14 protein-coding genes and 1 pseudogene are annotated in these 14975 nt (G+C 67.8%); 6 read left to right on the top strand and 9 right to left on the bottom strand.

The genetic code is table 11. From position 1 onward, the window contains the following. Positions 1–128 precede the first annotated feature (128 nt). Positions 129–1601: a Fe-S cluster assembly protein SufB gene (sufB, locus tag AC2EWF_RS15360; RefSeq protein ID WP_483640243.1), complete on the bottom strand. Its 1473-nt coding sequence runs from the start codon at positions 1599–1601 to the stop codon at positions 129–131. Further along, positions 1598–2062 carry an SUF system Fe-S cluster assembly regulator gene (locus AC2EWF_RS15355; protein WP_483640242.1) on the bottom strand — a complete coding sequence of 155 codons (465 nt, stop codon included), beginning with the start codon at positions 2060–2062 and terminating at the stop codon, positions 1598–1600. Before AC2EWF_RS15355 ends, sufB begins: the two co-directional genes overlap by 4 nt. Positions 2063–2297: 235 nt before the next feature. Between AC2EWF_RS15355 and AC2EWF_RS15350 the strand changes: the two genes are divergently transcribed. The 3 genes from AC2EWF_RS15350 to AC2EWF_RS15340 all read left to right on the top strand — a co-directional run bounded on the left by AC2EWF_RS15350 (position 2298) and on the right by AC2EWF_RS15340 (position 4831). After that, positions 2298–2636 (top strand): P-II family nitrogen regulator, encoded by a 339-nt coding sequence (locus AC2EWF_RS15350; protein ID WP_483640241.1) that lies wholly within the window; start codon positions 2298–2300, stop codon positions 2634–2636. Further along, complete coding sequence (locus AC2EWF_RS15345) at positions 2623–3951, top strand: ammonium transporter (RefSeq protein WP_483640240.1); 1329 nt, start codon at positions 2623–2625, stop codon at positions 3949–3951. Before AC2EWF_RS15350 ends, AC2EWF_RS15345 begins: the two co-directional genes overlap by 14 nt. A gap of 70 nt (positions 3952–4021) precedes the next feature. Beyond that, positions 4022–4831 (top strand): TorF family putative porin, encoded by an 810-nt coding sequence (locus tag AC2EWF_RS15340; RefSeq protein WP_483640239.1) that lies wholly within the window; start codon positions 4022–4024, stop codon positions 4829–4831. A 16-nt stretch (positions 4832–4847) separates the two neighbouring features. Here the strand turns inward: AC2EWF_RS15340 and AC2EWF_RS15335 are convergent, their stop codons facing one another. Beyond that, positions 4848–5075: a hypothetical protein gene (locus AC2EWF_RS15335; protein ID WP_483640238.1), complete on the bottom strand. Its 228-nt coding sequence runs from the start codon at positions 5073–5075 to the stop codon at positions 4848–4850. A 443-nt stretch (positions 5076–5518) separates the two neighbouring features. Between AC2EWF_RS15335 and AC2EWF_RS15330 the strand changes: the two genes are divergently transcribed. The 3 genes from AC2EWF_RS15330 (at position 5519) to murU (ending at position 7762) form a co-directional block, all read left to right on the top strand. After that, positions 5519–5926 (top strand): helix-turn-helix domain-containing protein, encoded by a 408-nt coding sequence (locus AC2EWF_RS15330; RefSeq protein WP_483640237.1) that lies wholly within the window; start codon positions 5519–5521, stop codon positions 5924–5926. An 88-nt stretch (positions 5927–6014) separates the two neighbouring features. Further along, complete coding sequence (locus tag AC2EWF_RS15325; RefSeq protein WP_483640236.1) at positions 6015–7058, top strand: aminoglycoside phosphotransferase family protein; 1044 nt, start codon at positions 6015–6017, stop codon at positions 7056–7058. Then, the gene (gene murU, locus AC2EWF_RS15320; protein WP_483640235.1) at positions 7055–7762 is read left to right on the top strand and encodes an N-acetylmuramate alpha-1-phosphate uridylyltransferase MurU; all 708 of its coding nucleotides are present in this window, start codon (positions 7055–7057) and stop codon (positions 7760–7762) included. The genes AC2EWF_RS15325 and murU overlap by 4 nt, the downstream gene beginning before the upstream one ends. Positions 7763–8082: 320 nt before the next feature. On the opposite strand, the pseudogene AC2EWF_RS15315 reads toward murU, so the two are convergent. The 6 genes and pseudogenes from AC2EWF_RS15315 to queA all read right to left on the bottom strand — a co-directional run. Then, positions 8083–8478: pseudogene (locus tag AC2EWF_RS15315) on the bottom strand (sterol desaturase family protein); the annotation flags it as partial. 628 nt (positions 8479–9106) lie between these two features. Further along, positions 9107–10063: a protein translocase subunit SecF gene (secF, locus tag AC2EWF_RS15310; RefSeq protein ID WP_483640234.1), complete on the bottom strand. Its 957-nt coding sequence runs from the start codon at positions 10061–10063 to the stop codon at positions 9107–9109. A 2-nt stretch (positions 10064–10065) separates the two neighbouring features. Beyond that, positions 10066–11955: a protein translocase subunit SecD gene (secD, locus tag AC2EWF_RS15305; protein ID WP_483640233.1), complete on the bottom strand. Its 1890-nt coding sequence runs from the start codon at positions 11953–11955 to the stop codon at positions 10066–10068. 157 nt (positions 11956–12112) lie between these two features. Continuing rightward, positions 12113–12439 carry a preprotein translocase subunit YajC gene (gene yajC / locus AC2EWF_RS15300; protein WP_483640232.1) on the bottom strand — a complete coding sequence of 109 codons (327 nt, stop codon included), beginning with the start codon at positions 12437–12439 and terminating at the stop codon, positions 12113–12115. Between the two features lie 186 nt (positions 12440–12625). Next, positions 12626–13756 (bottom strand): tRNA guanosine(34) transglycosylase Tgt, encoded by a 1131-nt coding sequence (gene tgt, locus AC2EWF_RS15295; protein ID WP_483640231.1) that lies wholly within the window; start codon positions 13754–13756, stop codon positions 12626–12628. An 83-nt stretch (positions 13757–13839) separates the two neighbouring features. Then, entirely contained in the window at positions 13840–14871 is a 1032-nt protein-coding gene (gene queA, locus AC2EWF_RS15290) for a tRNA preQ1(34) S-adenosylmethionine ribosyltransferase-isomerase QueA (protein ID WP_483640230.1), read from the bottom strand. Positions 14872–14975: the final 104 nt, after the last annotated feature.

Genomic DNA, 14975 nt, shown 5'->3' with positions numbered 1-14975 from the left:
CACCCTCATCCGCCCTTACTTGCGCCATCCCTGTCGATCGCCCCTTCGGGGCCAGCTTCGCTGTTCCGCAGGCGCATCCTGCGCCTGCAGGTCGGGCACCTTCTCCCGGAGGGAGAAGGGAAAAAGCCTTACCCCACCGCGCCTTCCAGCGAAACTTCGAGAAGTTTCTTGGCCTCCACCGCGAACTCCATCGGTAGTTCGCGGAACACCTGCTTGCAGAAGCCGTCGACGATCATCGAGACGGCGTCCTCCTCGCCGATCCCGCGCGAGCGGCAGTAGAACAGCTGGTCGTCGGAGATCTTCGAGGTGGTGGCCTCGTGCTCGACGATCGCGCTGGGGTTCTTCACTTCCATGTAAGGGAAGGTGTGCGCGCCGCACTTCTTGCCGATCAGCAGCGAGTCGCACTGGGTGTAGTTGCGCGCGCGCTCGGCGCCCTTCTCCACCTTCACCAGGCCGCGGTAGCTGTTGTTGCTCCGGCCGGCGCTGATGCCCTTGGAGACGATCTTCGACTTGGTGTCCTTGCCGATGTGGATCATCTTGGTGCCGGTGTCGGCCTGCTGGTAGTGATGGGTGAGCGCCACCGAGTGGAACTCGCCCACCGAACGGTCGCCGCGCAGCACCACGCTGGGGTATTTCCAGGTAATCGCCGAGCCGGTTTCCACCTGGGTCCAGCTGATCTTGCTGTCGTCGCCGCGGCAGTCGCCGCGCTTGGTGACCAGGTTGTAGATGCCGCCCACGCCGTTCTCGTCGCCGGGGTACCAGTTCTGCACGGTGGAGTACTTGATCTGCGCGCGCTCCAGCGCCACCAGCTCCACCACGGCGGCATGCAGCTGGTTCTCGTCGCGCTTGGGCGCGGTGCAGCCTTCGAGGTAGGAGACGTGGGCGCCTTCCTCGGCCACGATCAGGGTGCGCTCGAACTGGCCGGTGTTCTGCGCGTTGATACGGAAGTAGGTGCTGAGCTCCATCGGGCAGCGCACCCCCCTGGGGATGAACACGAAACTGCCGTCGGAGAACACCGCCGAGTTCAGTGCGGCGAAGAAATTGTCGCCCGGCGGCACCACGCTGCCCAGGTACTTCTGCACCAGCCCGGGATGCTCGCGGATGGCCTCGCTCATCGAGCAGAAGATCACGCCGGCCTCGGCCAGCTGCTTGCGGAAAGTGGTGCCCACCGAGACCGAATCGAACACCGCGTCCACCGCCACGCCGGCCAGCGCGGCCCGCTCGTGCAGCGGCACGCCCAGCTTCTCGTAGGTTTCGAGCAGGGCGGGATCGACCTCGTCCAGCGACTTCGGCGCCTTCTTCGGCGCCGCGTAATAGCTGATCGCCCGGTAGTCGATCGCGTCCATCTTCAGCTTGGCCCAGTCCGGCTGCGGCATGGTCAGCCAGTGGCGGTAGGCGGCCAGGCGCCACTCGGTCATCCATTCCGGCTCGCGCTTGATCGCGGAGAGCTGGCGGATGGTTTCCTCGTCGAGGCCCGGCGGCAGGCCGGTCATCTCGATCTCGGTGACGAAGCCGGCGCTGTAGTTGCGGCCCAGCGCCTCGGCGACTTCGGCGTTGCCGTGCAGCGCGGTGGCAGTGCTTTCGATGGTTTCGCTGCTCATGCCGTGGTTCTGCCTTTCAGGGTGCTGATGTCTACCGTCACTTCCTGTCGACGCGGCGGCGGACGCAACATGTCGGCCAGGCTCACCGCGCGCAACGCGCGGTCGAGCACGCTGCTGATGCGCTGCCAGCTGCCGCGCACGCCGCATTGCGCCTCGCGCTCGCACTGGCCCTCGGCGACAACACCGCATTCGGTCATGCCGATCGGTCCCTCCATCGCCTCGACGATCTCGGCGAGGCTGATCGCCTGCGCGGGGCGCGCCAGCCGGTAGCCGCCGTTGACGCCGCGGAAGGACTCCACCAGGCCGGCGTGGCCCAGCGACTTCAGCAGCTTGCTCACCGTGGGCAGCTCCAGCCGGGTCTCGTCGGCGATCTGCGCCGTGCTCAGCACGTCGTCCGGATGGGCGGCGATGCAGGTCATCACCACCGTGGCGTAATCCGTGAGTCGACTGACGCGGAGCATGGGGAGGTTCGTGCGGCCAGGATCGGTCTTAATCCAGACCAAAATGGTACTGATTTGACGCGGCCCGGTCAAATCGCCGGCTTGCACCAACAGCAGGCAACGCTTGCACCAGTTTCACGAGATCCGGACCGTCCTGCCCGCCGTTTGGCCATCCAAACGGCCACGCAGCGCGCTCTCCGCCGCTGGCACGCATTCTGCTGTGCTGCAACACGAAACCATCCGCGGGGAGCAACGCATGCAGTGGATTACCGCCATCATCAAGCCGTTCAAGCTGGACGAAGTGCGCGAGGCGCTGGCCGAGGCCGGCGTGCACGGCATGACGGTCACCGAGGTCAAGGGCTTCGGCCGCCAGCACGGCCATACCGAGCTGTACCGCGGCGCCGAATACGTCGTGGATTTCCTGCCCAAGCTCAAGATCGAGCTCGCGGTCGGCGACGAACAGCTCGAACACGCCATCGAAGCGATCACCCGTGCGGCGCGCACCGGCAAGGTGGGCGACGGCAAGGTGTTCGTCCATCCGCTGGAACAGGCCATCCGCATCCGCACACAGGAGATGGACGATGACGCGCTCTAACCGAATGTTCGCCGCCGTCGCGCTGGCCCTCCTGCCATTCGCCGCCTTCGCCCAGGCCACGCCCGTGCCCAAGCTGGACAGCGGCGACACCGCCTGGATGCTCACCGCCTCCATGCTGGTGCTGATGATGACGATACCCGGCGCCGCGCTCTTCTATGGCGGCATGGTGCGGGCGAAGAACCTGCTCTCGGTGATGATGCAGTGCTTCGCGATCACCGCGCTCATCACCGTGCTGTGGATCGTCTACGGCTACTCGGTGGCCTTCAGCACCGAAGGCATGCATGCGGGCATCACCAACTGGCATTCCATCGTCGGCGGGCTGCAGCACGCGATGCTCGCGGGGATGACCCCCGACTCGCTCTACCAGACCGTGCCGGAAAGCGTGTACGTGATGTTCCAGCTCACCTTCGCGATCATCACGCCGGTGCTGATCGTGGGCGCCTATGCCGAGCGCATGCGCTTCGCCGCGATGCTGTGGTTCAGCGCCCTGTGGTTCACCCTGGTCTACCTGCCGATCGCGCACATGGTGTGGAGCGGCCCCGGCTCGCTGCTCGGCGACATGGGCGTGCTGGACTTCGCCGGCGGCACCGTGGTGCACATCAACGCCGGCATCGCCGGACTGGTCGCCTGCCTGGTGATCGGCAAGCGCCGCGGCTGGCCGCACACGCACATGCCGCCGCACAACCTCGGCTACACCGTGATCGGCGCCAGCCTCCTGTGGCTGGGCTGGTTCGGCTTCAACGCAGGCTCGGCGGTGGCTGCCAACGGCAGCGCCGGCATGGCGATGCTGGTAACCCAGATCGCCACGGCGGCCGCCGCGATCGGCTGGACCGCGGTGGAGTGGATCGTGCACAAGCGCGCCAGCGTGCTCGGCATCGCGTCGGGCGCGGTGGCCGGCCTGGTCGCCGTCACGCCCGCCGCCGGCACCTGCGGCCCCGGTGGCGCCCTGCTGATCGGCTTCGTCGCCGGCAGCGCGTGTTTCTTCACCGCCACGCGACTGAAGTTCCGGCTGGGCTACGACGACACGCTGGACGTGTTCGGCGTGCACGCCATCGGCGGCATCGTGGGCGCCCTGCTCACCGGTCCGTTCGCCGCGGCCAGTCTCGGCGGCTTCGGCCACGTCGCCTCCGCCTGGGGCCAGCTGTGGATCCAGGCCAAGGGGGTGGGCTTCACCATCGTCTGGAGCGCGGTGCTGAGCCTGGCGATCCTCAAGCTGCTCGAGCGCACGCTGGGCCTGCGCGTGGATGCCGAGCAGGAACAGATGGGCCTGGACCTGGCCGAACACGAGGAGCGCGCCTACGACCTGCAGCGGTGACCTTGTCCTGGTGGCGAATCCCCGCCGGATTCGCCACCGCCTGCCAGACGCCACCACGGGAGCACCCGAGATGCCACGCCTGACCGCAACACTCGTCGCCATCGCCCTGCTGGGCGCCGCCGCCGCCCGTGCCGACGACGCACCAGCGCCGCTCACCGGCAACGCGGCCATCGTCTCCGATTACGTATTCCGTGGCCTCAGCCAGACCTGGGGCAAGCCGGCGCTGCAAGGCGGCGCCGACTACACCGCGGCCAACGGTTTCGCCGCCGGATTCTGGGCCTCCCGCACCGGCCAACGCAGTTTTCCCAATGCGGCGATGGAACTGGACCTCTATGCCAGCTACGGCCGGAACTTCGACCCGGACTGGTCGTGGCGCGCCGGCCTGTACGGCTATGTGTACCCCGGCAGCAACCTCGACCGCGCCCGTCCGCCGCTGCCGGCGCGCTCGTTCAACACGCTGGAAGCCAATCTCGCGCTGGGCTGGAAGTGGCTCACGCTCAAGCTCAACCAGAGCCTCACCGACTATTTCGCCGCCGACGTCGAACAAGGCTACCGCGGCAACACGCGTGGCACGCGCTATCTCCAGTTCGACGCCGCCGTGCCCTTGGGCAGCACATGGAGCCTCGCCCTGCATGCCGGGCATACCTGGTACGCCACCGACCTCGCCACGCCGCTGCCCAGCGGCGCCCGCAATCCGGACTACAGCGACTACGGTGCGACACTGAAATACCAGCTCGACGTCCACTGGTCGCTGAGCACCGGCGTGACCCGCGCCAGCAACGCCGCGTTCTACCGCCACGTCACCAGCCTGCTGAACCCGGACGACACCGGCGACATCGGCGGCACCCGCGGATTCGTGATGGTGCAAGCTACGTTCTGAACCGGGGCGGCGGCTTTCAGCTGCCGTCGCCCAGCACCAGCTCACCCTGTGCCTGCTGGGTCGGCGTGGCGCGGGCGCGGGAAAACGCCAGCAGTTCGCCCAGCCTTGCGCCCTTGCCGCGCCAATCGTGGAACAGCGACTCGCCGACCAGCGCGTAATGCCAGCGGCGGCCGCCACGCAGCTCCGCATCCAGCGCATTGACCCGCTCGCACCATGTCGTCGCAGCCTTCAGCTTGCGCTGCACATTTGGAATCGAACGGCGGGTCGATGCAGATCAGGTCCACCTTGCCGCGCAGGCTGGGCGTGTGTTCATCGCCGGCCAGCAGCGCCGCCATCGCCAGCAGGTTGTCGCCGTAGATCAGCCGATTGGTCCAGCCGCCCTCGCCTTCCGCGTCCAGGTGCGCCTGCCGGTTCGCGGCGGCAATCCAGTCGCTGTCGCGCGTGTCCTTCGACGGCAGCACCCATTCGCGCGTCTGCAGTCCCACGCGGTGCCGCCCTTCCAGGCCCTCCAGGATCCTCTCCGCCTGCTGGCGCCCGCGGGCGACGATCTCGGGCAACTGTTCGAGCAGGGATTTGGGCATGGCGACGGCCGACGGGATTCCGGTCGGCAAATGTAAGTGATTATTTCATGTTTTTGAAATCATAAGTTTCATGGCCGCGTGCGGCCGCGGCCTATGGTCGTGGCCCATGAAGACCGAACAGTCCGCCTTCGCCGAGCGCCTGGCCGCCGCCCTCGAAGCGGCCGGCATCGAGGCGAGCTCGACCGTGCTGGAGAAGCTGGTACCGCAGCAGGGCGGCGAAGCGGTGACGCCGCAGGCGATTTCAGGCTGGCTCAACGGCAGGCACATCCCGAAGCAGGCGAACCTGCAGGCGCTGGCCCGCATCACGGGCGTGCCGCCATACGAACTGCAATACGGCACATCCGCCCATAAAGGCGTGCGTGAGGCGAACTCCGCGTGGCCGGATCACGTGCGCGGCCACGACCGCCTCGCCTTCGAGGCGTTCCTGACGCTCTCCGACGTGCAGCGCAAAGTGGTCCGCGAATTGATCGCGGTGCTGGCAAGCCCCGCCCGCAAACGTTGCGGCACGCGGTAGCAGGTCTCGTTCACGCCATGCGGCCGGCGGCTCGCGCAGCCACCGTCGCACCGCTAAGCTGCGGGGCATCCCAAGCCTGCCCTGCACCATGCCCACCCCCGCCCAAGATCGCGCCGCCGACCGCCTCGCCTGGACCCGTGCCGCGCTCGGCAACGATTCCCTGACTCTTGCCCCCGCTTCCTCCGACGCCAGCTTCCGCAGCTATTGGCGCACCACGCACGCAGGCCGGAGCTGGATCGTGATGGATTCCCCGCCTGAGCGCGAAGACCCGCGGCCATGGCTGGCGATCGGCGAACGGCTCGCCGCTGCCGGCCTGCACGTGCCGAAGGTGAGCGCGCAGGATCTTCAACGGGGCTTCCTGCTGATCGAGGACCTGGGTTCGCGCCTGTATCTCGCCGAGCTCGATGAGCGGAACGCGGACCGGCTCTACGGCGAGGCGATGGATGCGCTGCTCGTCATGCAGACACGGGTGGCCTGCGGGGACCTGCCGCCGTTCGACCACGCGGTGCTGGTGAACGGGCTGGAGGTGATGCCCACGTGGTTCCTCGAACGCCACCTCGGCCACACGCCCAGCTGCGACGAATGGGACGTGCTGGAAGCGGCGTTCGACGTGATCATCCGCAACGCGCTGGCGCAGCCGCGCTGCTTCGTGCATCGCGATTACCACAGCCGCAACCTGCTGGTGCTGGATGAGGACAGCTCCGGGATCGTCGCTCCCGGGCTGCCGAGTCCGGGCATCCTGGATTTCCAGGGCGCCTTGCACGGCCCGCTCACCTACGACCTCGCCTCGCTGCTGCGCGACGCCTACATCGCCTGGCCGCGCGAGCGCGTGGAAGGCTGGACGGAGTCGTACCGGCAGCGCCTGCTGGATGCCGGAGTGATCGATCCCGCAGTGGATGCCGCGCGTTTCCGCCGCTGGTTCGACCTCACCGGTCTGCACCGCCACGTGCGCGTGCTGGGCCAGTTCAACCGGCTGTGGTACCGCGACGGCAAGCCGGGCTATCTCGCCGATGTGCCCCAGGTGTACCGCTACGTGATCACGGTGGCGCGCAGCTATCCCGAGCTGGCCGACTTCGCGGCGCTGCTGGAGCGACATGCCGGAGGACGCGACCTCACCCGGGTCGCCGCATGAGGCACGCGCTGATCTTCGCCGCTGGACTGGGCGAGCGCATGCGGCCGCTCACCGGGCGTACACCCAAGCCGCTGCTGCACGCGGGCGGCAAGCCGCTGATCGTGTGGCACCTGGAAAAGCTCGCCGCGATCGGCGTGAACTACGTGGCGATCAATACCTCGCACCTCGCCGAACAGTTTCCCGAGGCGCTGGGCGACGGTTCGCGCTGGGGCCTGCGCATACGCTACGTGTACGAAGGCCCGGCTCCGCTGGAAACCGGCGGCGGCCTGCTCAATGCGCTGCCGATGCTGGGGCCGGAGCCGGTGCTGGCGATCAGCGGCGACGTATGGTGCGACGCCGACTTCGCCACCCTGCCGGCCGAGCCGGACGGGCATGGGCATCTGCTGATGGTGGACAATCCCGCGCACCATCCCCGGGGCGACTTCCGGCTGGACGCGCAAGGCCGCCTGCATGCCGACGGCGAGCCGCGGCTCACCTATGGCGGCATCGGCGTGTTCCGCCGCGAACTGCTGGACGACTGGCGCGCGACGGTGGGCGATGCGCCCGGCACGACGGAACGGCCGCCGCGCTTCAAGCTCAGGCCACTGCTGGAAGCGGCCATGGCGCGCGGCGTGCTGGCCGGCTCGCTGCACCGGGGCCGCTGGACCGACGTGGGCACGCCGGAGCGGCTGGCCCGGCTGGACGCCGAGCTCTCCTCCGGCTGAGCCGCGCCGCGCCGGCCTCCGGCATGCGCCAGCGGAATCTGGCTGGATTCCAGCCGGTGCAGGTCGAAATCGCGCACCGACACCGGCGCATAGGTTTCGTCGAAGGCCACGTCGCCCCATCGCCACCCGCAGCGGCAGCGGAACGCACCCCAGAAGCGGCGCAGCACGTACAGCTGCTGGCCCACGAGGCCCCGGCGGTTGTCCGCGTCCACCATGGGATCGCCCACCCCGGTGGGCCGCACCGGCTCGCCGAACAGTGCGGTGCCGAACACGATGTCCCACAGCGGGAAGATGAAGGCGAAGTTGCAGTAGTGCAGGTTCGGCCGCTCCGGGTCCACCCGCATGTGGTGCAGGCGGTGGTAGCGCGGATCGACCAGGACTTTCTCCAGCACCGGGCCGAAGCGCAGTCGCACGTTGGCGTGGTCGAGGTTCTGCAGCAGGTTGCCGCTGAGCACCAGCAGCGCGTAGTCGGTGGGCGATACGCCGATCAGCAGCGCGGCCGCCGCCACGATCAGCGCTTCCAGCAGGTCGTCGAGGTAGTGGTCGCGGTCGTTCGTCCAGCAATTCAGCTGGCGCTGGCTGTGGTGCAGGCTGTGCAACGCCCACCACCACGGGATCGAGTGCTGCAGGCGGTGGATGCCGTAGTACACCAGGTCGTAGATGGCGTAATAGACCAGGAACAGCAACACCGGGTGATGCCCCAGCCACGGCAGCATGCCCTGCACGCTGACCAGCCCGGCCGCATCGTCGCCCGCGCCGGCGCCGCCGACCAGCCGGGTCAACGGCGACAGCACCAGGTAGGTGAACAGCGGCAGCACGCCGAACAGCTTGAGCACGGTGTAGCTGCGGTCGATCGTGGTGGCGCGGCGATCGGGCCAGCGCTCCGCCGGCCACAGGCTCTCCATCGGCCGGAACACGCAGGCGATGACCGCCACCTCGGCGGCGGTGAGCAGGAAGTACCGCGCGATCTCGCGCGGCGGATCGACGACGAAATGCGAGAGATGCAGCACGGCCAGCACCGGCGCGATCGCATGGAACGCCAGCCAGTTCACCGCCGCCGTCCAGAGTGCGGAGAGGGTGTGCATGGTCGTTGTCGGTGGGGGGACCGAGCGCATGGTAAGTCCGCCTGCGTGAACGAGGCGCACCGTTCGCCGGGACGCGGCGAACGCAAAGTCTCGCGACGCATCGTCGCGGCGCGCAAAAACAGACGGCCCGGAGGATCCGGGCCGTCTGCGTCTGTCCGTTTGCAACGGAGGTGTCGAGTGCCTTCGCTGCCCTTGGGGCATCTCCCTCGCAAACGGGGGAGAGAACCCAGGGCCGCCCGCGGCGCGGGCGGCATCGGCCTTATGGACGCCGCGCCAGCTCCGGGTTTTCCCTGGTCACCGGCATCAGGTCCTTCTTCGACACGCCCAGCCACAGCAGGATCGGGCTGGCCACGAAGATCGAGGAGAGCGTGCCCACCAGGATGCCGATCAGCATGGTGATCGCAAAACCGTGCACCGCCGGGCCGCCGTAGAAGAACAGCGCCGCCATGGTGATGCCGGTGAACAGCGAGGTGATGATCGTTCGCGACAGCGTGCTGTTGATCGAGCGGTTGAGGATCTCCTCCGGTTCGGCCTTGCGGGCGAGGCGGAACAGCTCGCGGATACGGTCGAACACCACCACCTTGTCGTTGATCGAGTAGCCGATCACCGCCAGCACCGAGGCCAGCACGGTCATGTCGAACTCGCGCTGCACCAGCGCCAGCACGCCCAGCGTCACCAGGGTGTCGTGGATCTCGGTGAGCACCGCGGCGATCGCGAAGCGGCGTTCGAAGCGTATCCACAGGTAGGCCATGATGCCGAGGATCACGAACACCGCGGCGACCATGCCGTCGTTCTTCAGCTCGGCGCCGACCTCGGCGCTGACCGAGGAGCGGCTCTTCAGCGTGGCGTCGGCACGGGCGGCCTTCAGCGGCTGCATCACCACGCTGGCCACCTTGTCCAGGTCCACCTGGCCCTTGGCGTCGAGCATCGCCTTGGTGGGCTGCATGCGGATCGACACCTCGCGGCTGCCACCCACGCTCTGCACCACCAGGTCTTCGAGGCCGCCCTTCGCCAGCGCGTCGCGCACGTCAGCGGTCTGCACCGGCTGGGCGTAGTCCACCACCAGCGAGACGCCGCCGGTGAAGTCCAGGCCGTAGTTGATTCCCTTGGTGGCGAGCAGGGCCACCGAGGCGATCATCAGCGCGATCGCCACCGCGATGCTGAAGACGCGGATGCGCAGGAAGTGGATGTTGCTGTTGTGATTGAAGATTTCCATGATTACACCGACAGCGTCTTGAGCTTGCGGCGGCCGTGAATCAGCGCGGTGAACGCGTGCGTCATCACCACCGAAGTGAACATCGAGGTCAGGATGCCGATGCCCAGCGTGACGCCGAAGCCGCGGATCGCGCCGGTACCCATCGTCATCAGCGCCAGCGCCGCGATCAGGTGGGTGACGTTGGCGTCGAGAATCGTGGCCCAGGCCTTGTCGTAGCCGGCGTGGATCGCCGCATGCGGCGTCGAGCCGTTGCGCAGCTCCTCGCGCACGCGTTCGCAGATCAGCACGTTCGCGTCGATCGCCATGCCCAGGGTCAGCACGATGCCCGCGATGCCCGGCATGGTCAGCGTCACGCCGATCATCGACATCACCGCCACCAGGATCAGCAGGTTGAAGAACAGCGCGATATCGGCGACCAGGCCGAACAGCTTGTAGTAGATCGCCGCCGCCAGCAGCACCAGGCCGAGGCCCAGCATCACTGCATCGAAGCCCTTCTTGATGTTCTCCGCACCGAGGCTGGGGCCGATCACGTACTGCTCGACGATGTCCATCGGCGCGGCCAGCGCACCGCTCTTCAGCAGCAGCGCCAGGTCGGAGGCTTCCTTGGGACTGCCCAGGCCGTTGGTCGAGAACACCTTGCCGAACGGGCTCTGGATGGTAGCGTCGTTGATCACCTCGGTGGTGGTCTTGGGCGTGCGCACTTCCTTGCCGTTGACCGTGCTGGTCTCGTACACGGTGTTGATCAGCAGCACCGCCATCGGCTTGCCGACGTTGGCATTGGTGAACTCCTGCATCTTCGCCGCGCCGGAGGCGTTCAGCGTCACGTTCACCGAGGGCGTGCTGTTGCTCGGGTCGATGCCGGAGCTGGCGTCGACCAACTGGTCGCCGGTGACGATGGCGCGCTTGCCCACCAGCACCGGCACGTGGCCATTGCTGGTGTAGTAGAGGTTGGCGTCCGGCGGGATGCTGCCGCTCTGCGCGGCCTCGATCGCGCGCGGATCGCCCGGATAGCCGATGCCGGGGCGGTATTCCAGCGTGGCGGTGGCGCCGATCAGGCGCTTCGCCGCGGCCGGATCCTGCACGCCGGCCAGCTCGACCACGATGTGGTCTTCGCCCTGCTGTTGGATCACCGGCTCGGACACGCCCAGCGCGTTGATGCGGTTGCGCAGCGTGGCGAGATTCTGCTTGATCGTACCCAGCGAGAGGTCGCGCAGCTTGGTCGGCTTGATCGCGGCATACAGCACGTAGCGGTCGCCGGTGCTGGGGCCGTCGGTCACCGCGAGGTCGGGCGAGCCGCTGGCGATCAGGTCGGCCGCGCTGGAGCGGTCGGCCGCCGAGCGCAGCACCACCACGATGCCCTGCCCGGCCACCGTGCTGCGCGTCACCGACTCGTAGCGGATGTCCTTCTGGCGCAGCTGGCCGCGGATGTCGTCGGCATAGCTGTTCTCCAGCTTGTCGAGCACGCCGCTCTGGTCCACCTGCATCAGGAAGTGCACGCCGCCCTGCAGGTCCAGGCCCAGCGGCATCGAATTCGCATGGATGGCGGTCAGCCAGCGCGGCACCGTGGACTGCAGCTTGAACGCCACGGTGTATTTGTCGCCGAGCAGGGCGCCGATCGCGTCGGCGCCGCTCTTCTGCAGGTCGGCATTGGCGAAGGTGGCGAGCAGGTGGTCGCCCTGTACTTCCACGCCCTTCGCCGCCACGTGGGCCTTGGACAGCGCATCGGCCACCTTCTGGCGCAATGCGTCGTCGGCCGGTGCGGCGCCCTGGTTGGTGTTGGCCGTGACCTGCACCGCCGGCTGCGGCGGGAAAGCATTGGGCAGCGCGTAGACGATGCCGAACAGCATCGCCAAAACTACCAGCGCGTACTTCCAGCGTGGGAAATCGCTCATCTGTGATCCTTTGCAACCGTCCGTGACCGCTGACGTCAAGAAGCAGCCAACCCTGGCCCAAGTTTGTTTTGGCGATCGTCCCTGGCCGCGAACATCACGAAGCGGCCATCCATGGCCGCACGTCTAGTAAGAAATGCCTCGCCCCCGGCTGCCCGGCTCAGGCGGACTTCAACGAGCCCTTGGGCAGCACCTGCGACACCGCGCCCTTCTGCAGCTTCACTTTCACGTTCGGTGCGATCTCGATCGTGATGAAGGTCTCGCCCACCTCTTCTACGCGACCGGCGAGGCCGCCGTTGGTCACCACCTCGTCGCCCTTGGCCAGCGCCGCGACCATCGTGCGGTGTTCCTTCTGCCGCTTCATCTGCGGGCGGATCATCATGAAATACATCAGGCCGAACAGCACCACCATCATGAGGATCATGGAGAGGCCGCCGCCCTGCGGCGCAGCGGCCTGGGCCAGCGTGACTGACATCGGAAGACTCATCGTTTCGTCTCGCAAGTAATGGCGCCAGCAGGGAATTCCGCTGAACGCCCGATAAAAGACCATGGATTATGCCATGCGTTCCCGGCGGCCGCACGGCGGCCGTAGGAGCGCACCCTGTGCGCGATGGCCCCGGCACTTCGGGCGGAGCAAAAGCCATCGCGCACAGGGTGCGCTCCTACGGCCGTCTCAAACCGCGGCCCCCGCCCCCTGCCGCCGCGCATGGAACTCGGCCACGAAATCCTGCAGCCGCCCTGCCGCGATCGCCTCGCGCAACCCCGCCATCAAGCGCTGGTAGTGGCGGAGGTTGTGCATGGTGGCGAGCTGGCTGCCGAGGATCTCGTTGCAGCGGTCGAGGTGGCGCAGGTAGGCGCGGCTGAAGCCGTTCGCGCAGGCGTGGCAGTCGCAGCCCTCCTCGATCACCCGGGTATCAGCGGCGTACTTCGCGTTGCGGATGCGCAGCGTGCCCTCGGCGGTGAACAGGAAGCCGTTGCGCGCGTTGCGGGTGGGCATCACGCAGTCGAACATGTCGATGCCCCGGCACACCGCCGCCACGATGTCCTCGGGCCGGCCCACGCCCATCAGGTAACGCGGCTTGTGCTCCGGCAGCAGCGACACGGTGAAATCCAGCGTGTGGTTGCGCGCCTCCTCCGGCTCGCCCACGGCCAGGCCGCCCACCGCGTAGCCGTCGAAGCCAATCTCCACCAGCCGCTCGGCCGAGCGCCGGCGCAGCGGCTCGTACACGCTGCCCTGCACGATGCCGAACAGGTTGTTGGGGTTCTTCAGCGCATCGAAGGCACGGCGCGAGCGCTCGGCCCAGCGCAGGCTGAGCTCCATCGAATCCGAAGCCGTCTTCTCCGTCGCCGGGTACGGCGTGCACTCGTCGAAGATCATCGCGATGTCCGAATCCAGCGTGTGCTGGATCCTCATCGAGACCTCGGGCGACAGGAACACCTTGGAGCCGTCCACCGGCGAGGCGAAGGTCACGCCCTCCTCGGTGAGCTTGCGCCGATGCGCCAGCGAGAACACCTGGAAGCCGCCGGAGTCGGTGAGGATGGGCTTGTCCCAGCCGATGAAGCGGTGCAACCCGCCGAACTGCTCCACGACCTCCAGGCCAGGCCGCAGGTAGAGATGGAAGGTATTCCCCAGGATGATTTCGGCACCGGTCTCGCGCACGTCGCGCGGGGTCATCGCCTTCACCGAGCCGTAGGTACCCACCGGCATGAACGCCGGCGTTTCCACCGTGCCGCGGGGAAACGTGAGGCGGCCACGGCGGGCAGCGCCGTCGGTGGCGAGAAGGTCGAAGTTCAGGGAAGTCATCCGGCGATTATCGCAGGTCGCGCTGATCGCTCCCTCTCCCCACAGGGGAGAGGGAGCCGGAGTAAAGCGAAAGGGAGAAAAGCTCAGGCCCCGTGCGGCAGGATCAGCATCGCATCCCCATACGAGAAGAAGCGGTAGCGCTGCTCCACCGCGTGCCGATACGCGTCGAGCATGAACTCGCGCCCGGCCAGCGCCGACACCAGCATCAGCAGGGTCGACTGCGGCAGGTGGAAGTTGGTGATCAGGCCGTCGATGCTGGTGATGCGGTAGCCCGGGAAGATGAAGATCTGCGTCTCGCCCGCGAACGGGCGCAGTTCGCCATCCACAGTGGCGCTCTCCAGCGCGCGCACCACGGTGGTGCCCACCGCGATCACCCGGCCGCCGGCGGCGCGGGTGCGATGGATCTGCTCCACCAGGCTGGCTCCCACGTTGAGCCACTCGCGGTGCATGTGGTGGTCGCCGATGTCCTCCACGCGCACCGGCTGGAAGGTGCCTGCGCCCACGTGCAGCGTGACGTAGCCGAAGTCCACGCCGCGCTGGCGCAATTCGGCCAACAGCGCTTCGTCGAAATGCAGGCCGGCGGTGGGCGCGGCCACCGCGCCGGGCTCGCGCGCGTAGACGGTCTGGTAGCGCTCCAGGTCGGCGGCGTCCGCATGGCGCTCGATGTACGGCGGCAGCGGCATCTCGCCGAGCTTCAGCAGCAGCTTCTCCAGCGGCTCGGGCGCCTCGAAGCGCAGCCGGAAGAAACTCTCGTCGCGCCCCAGCACCACCGCATGGCTGCCGTCGGCCAGCTCGATCCGCCCGCCCTCCCTCGGCTTCTTGCTCACGCCCAGCTGCACGGTGGCCTCGTGCGCACCGGTGACGCGCTCGATCAGGATCTCCACTGCGCCACCGCTCTCCTTGCGCCCGTACAGGCGCGCCGGCAGCACGCGGGTGTCGTTGAACACCAGCAGGTCGCCGGGCCGCAGCAAGCCCGGCAGTTCGCGGAACAGGCGGTCCTCGCGGCTGCCGGCGACAACGTCCAGCAACAGCAGCCGGCTCGCCGAACGCTGCGGCAAGGGCACCTGGGCGATCAGTTCGTGCGGCAGATCGAAATCGAAATCGGACTTCTTCAAGGAAACGCTCGCCAGCGGGGCAAAGGTGAGAGGCAACGGCGCATTATCGCCCAAGCCCGCAGGCACTGGCGGCCGCCTTGTCCCCATGGCGCGCAGCGGCCAGA

It is taken from the genome of Rhodanobacter sp. sgz306013, from assembly GCF_057031145.1.
The sequence above is the reverse complement of the archived record's forward strand: the minus strand, read 5'-3'. Positions and strand labels throughout refer to the sequence as shown.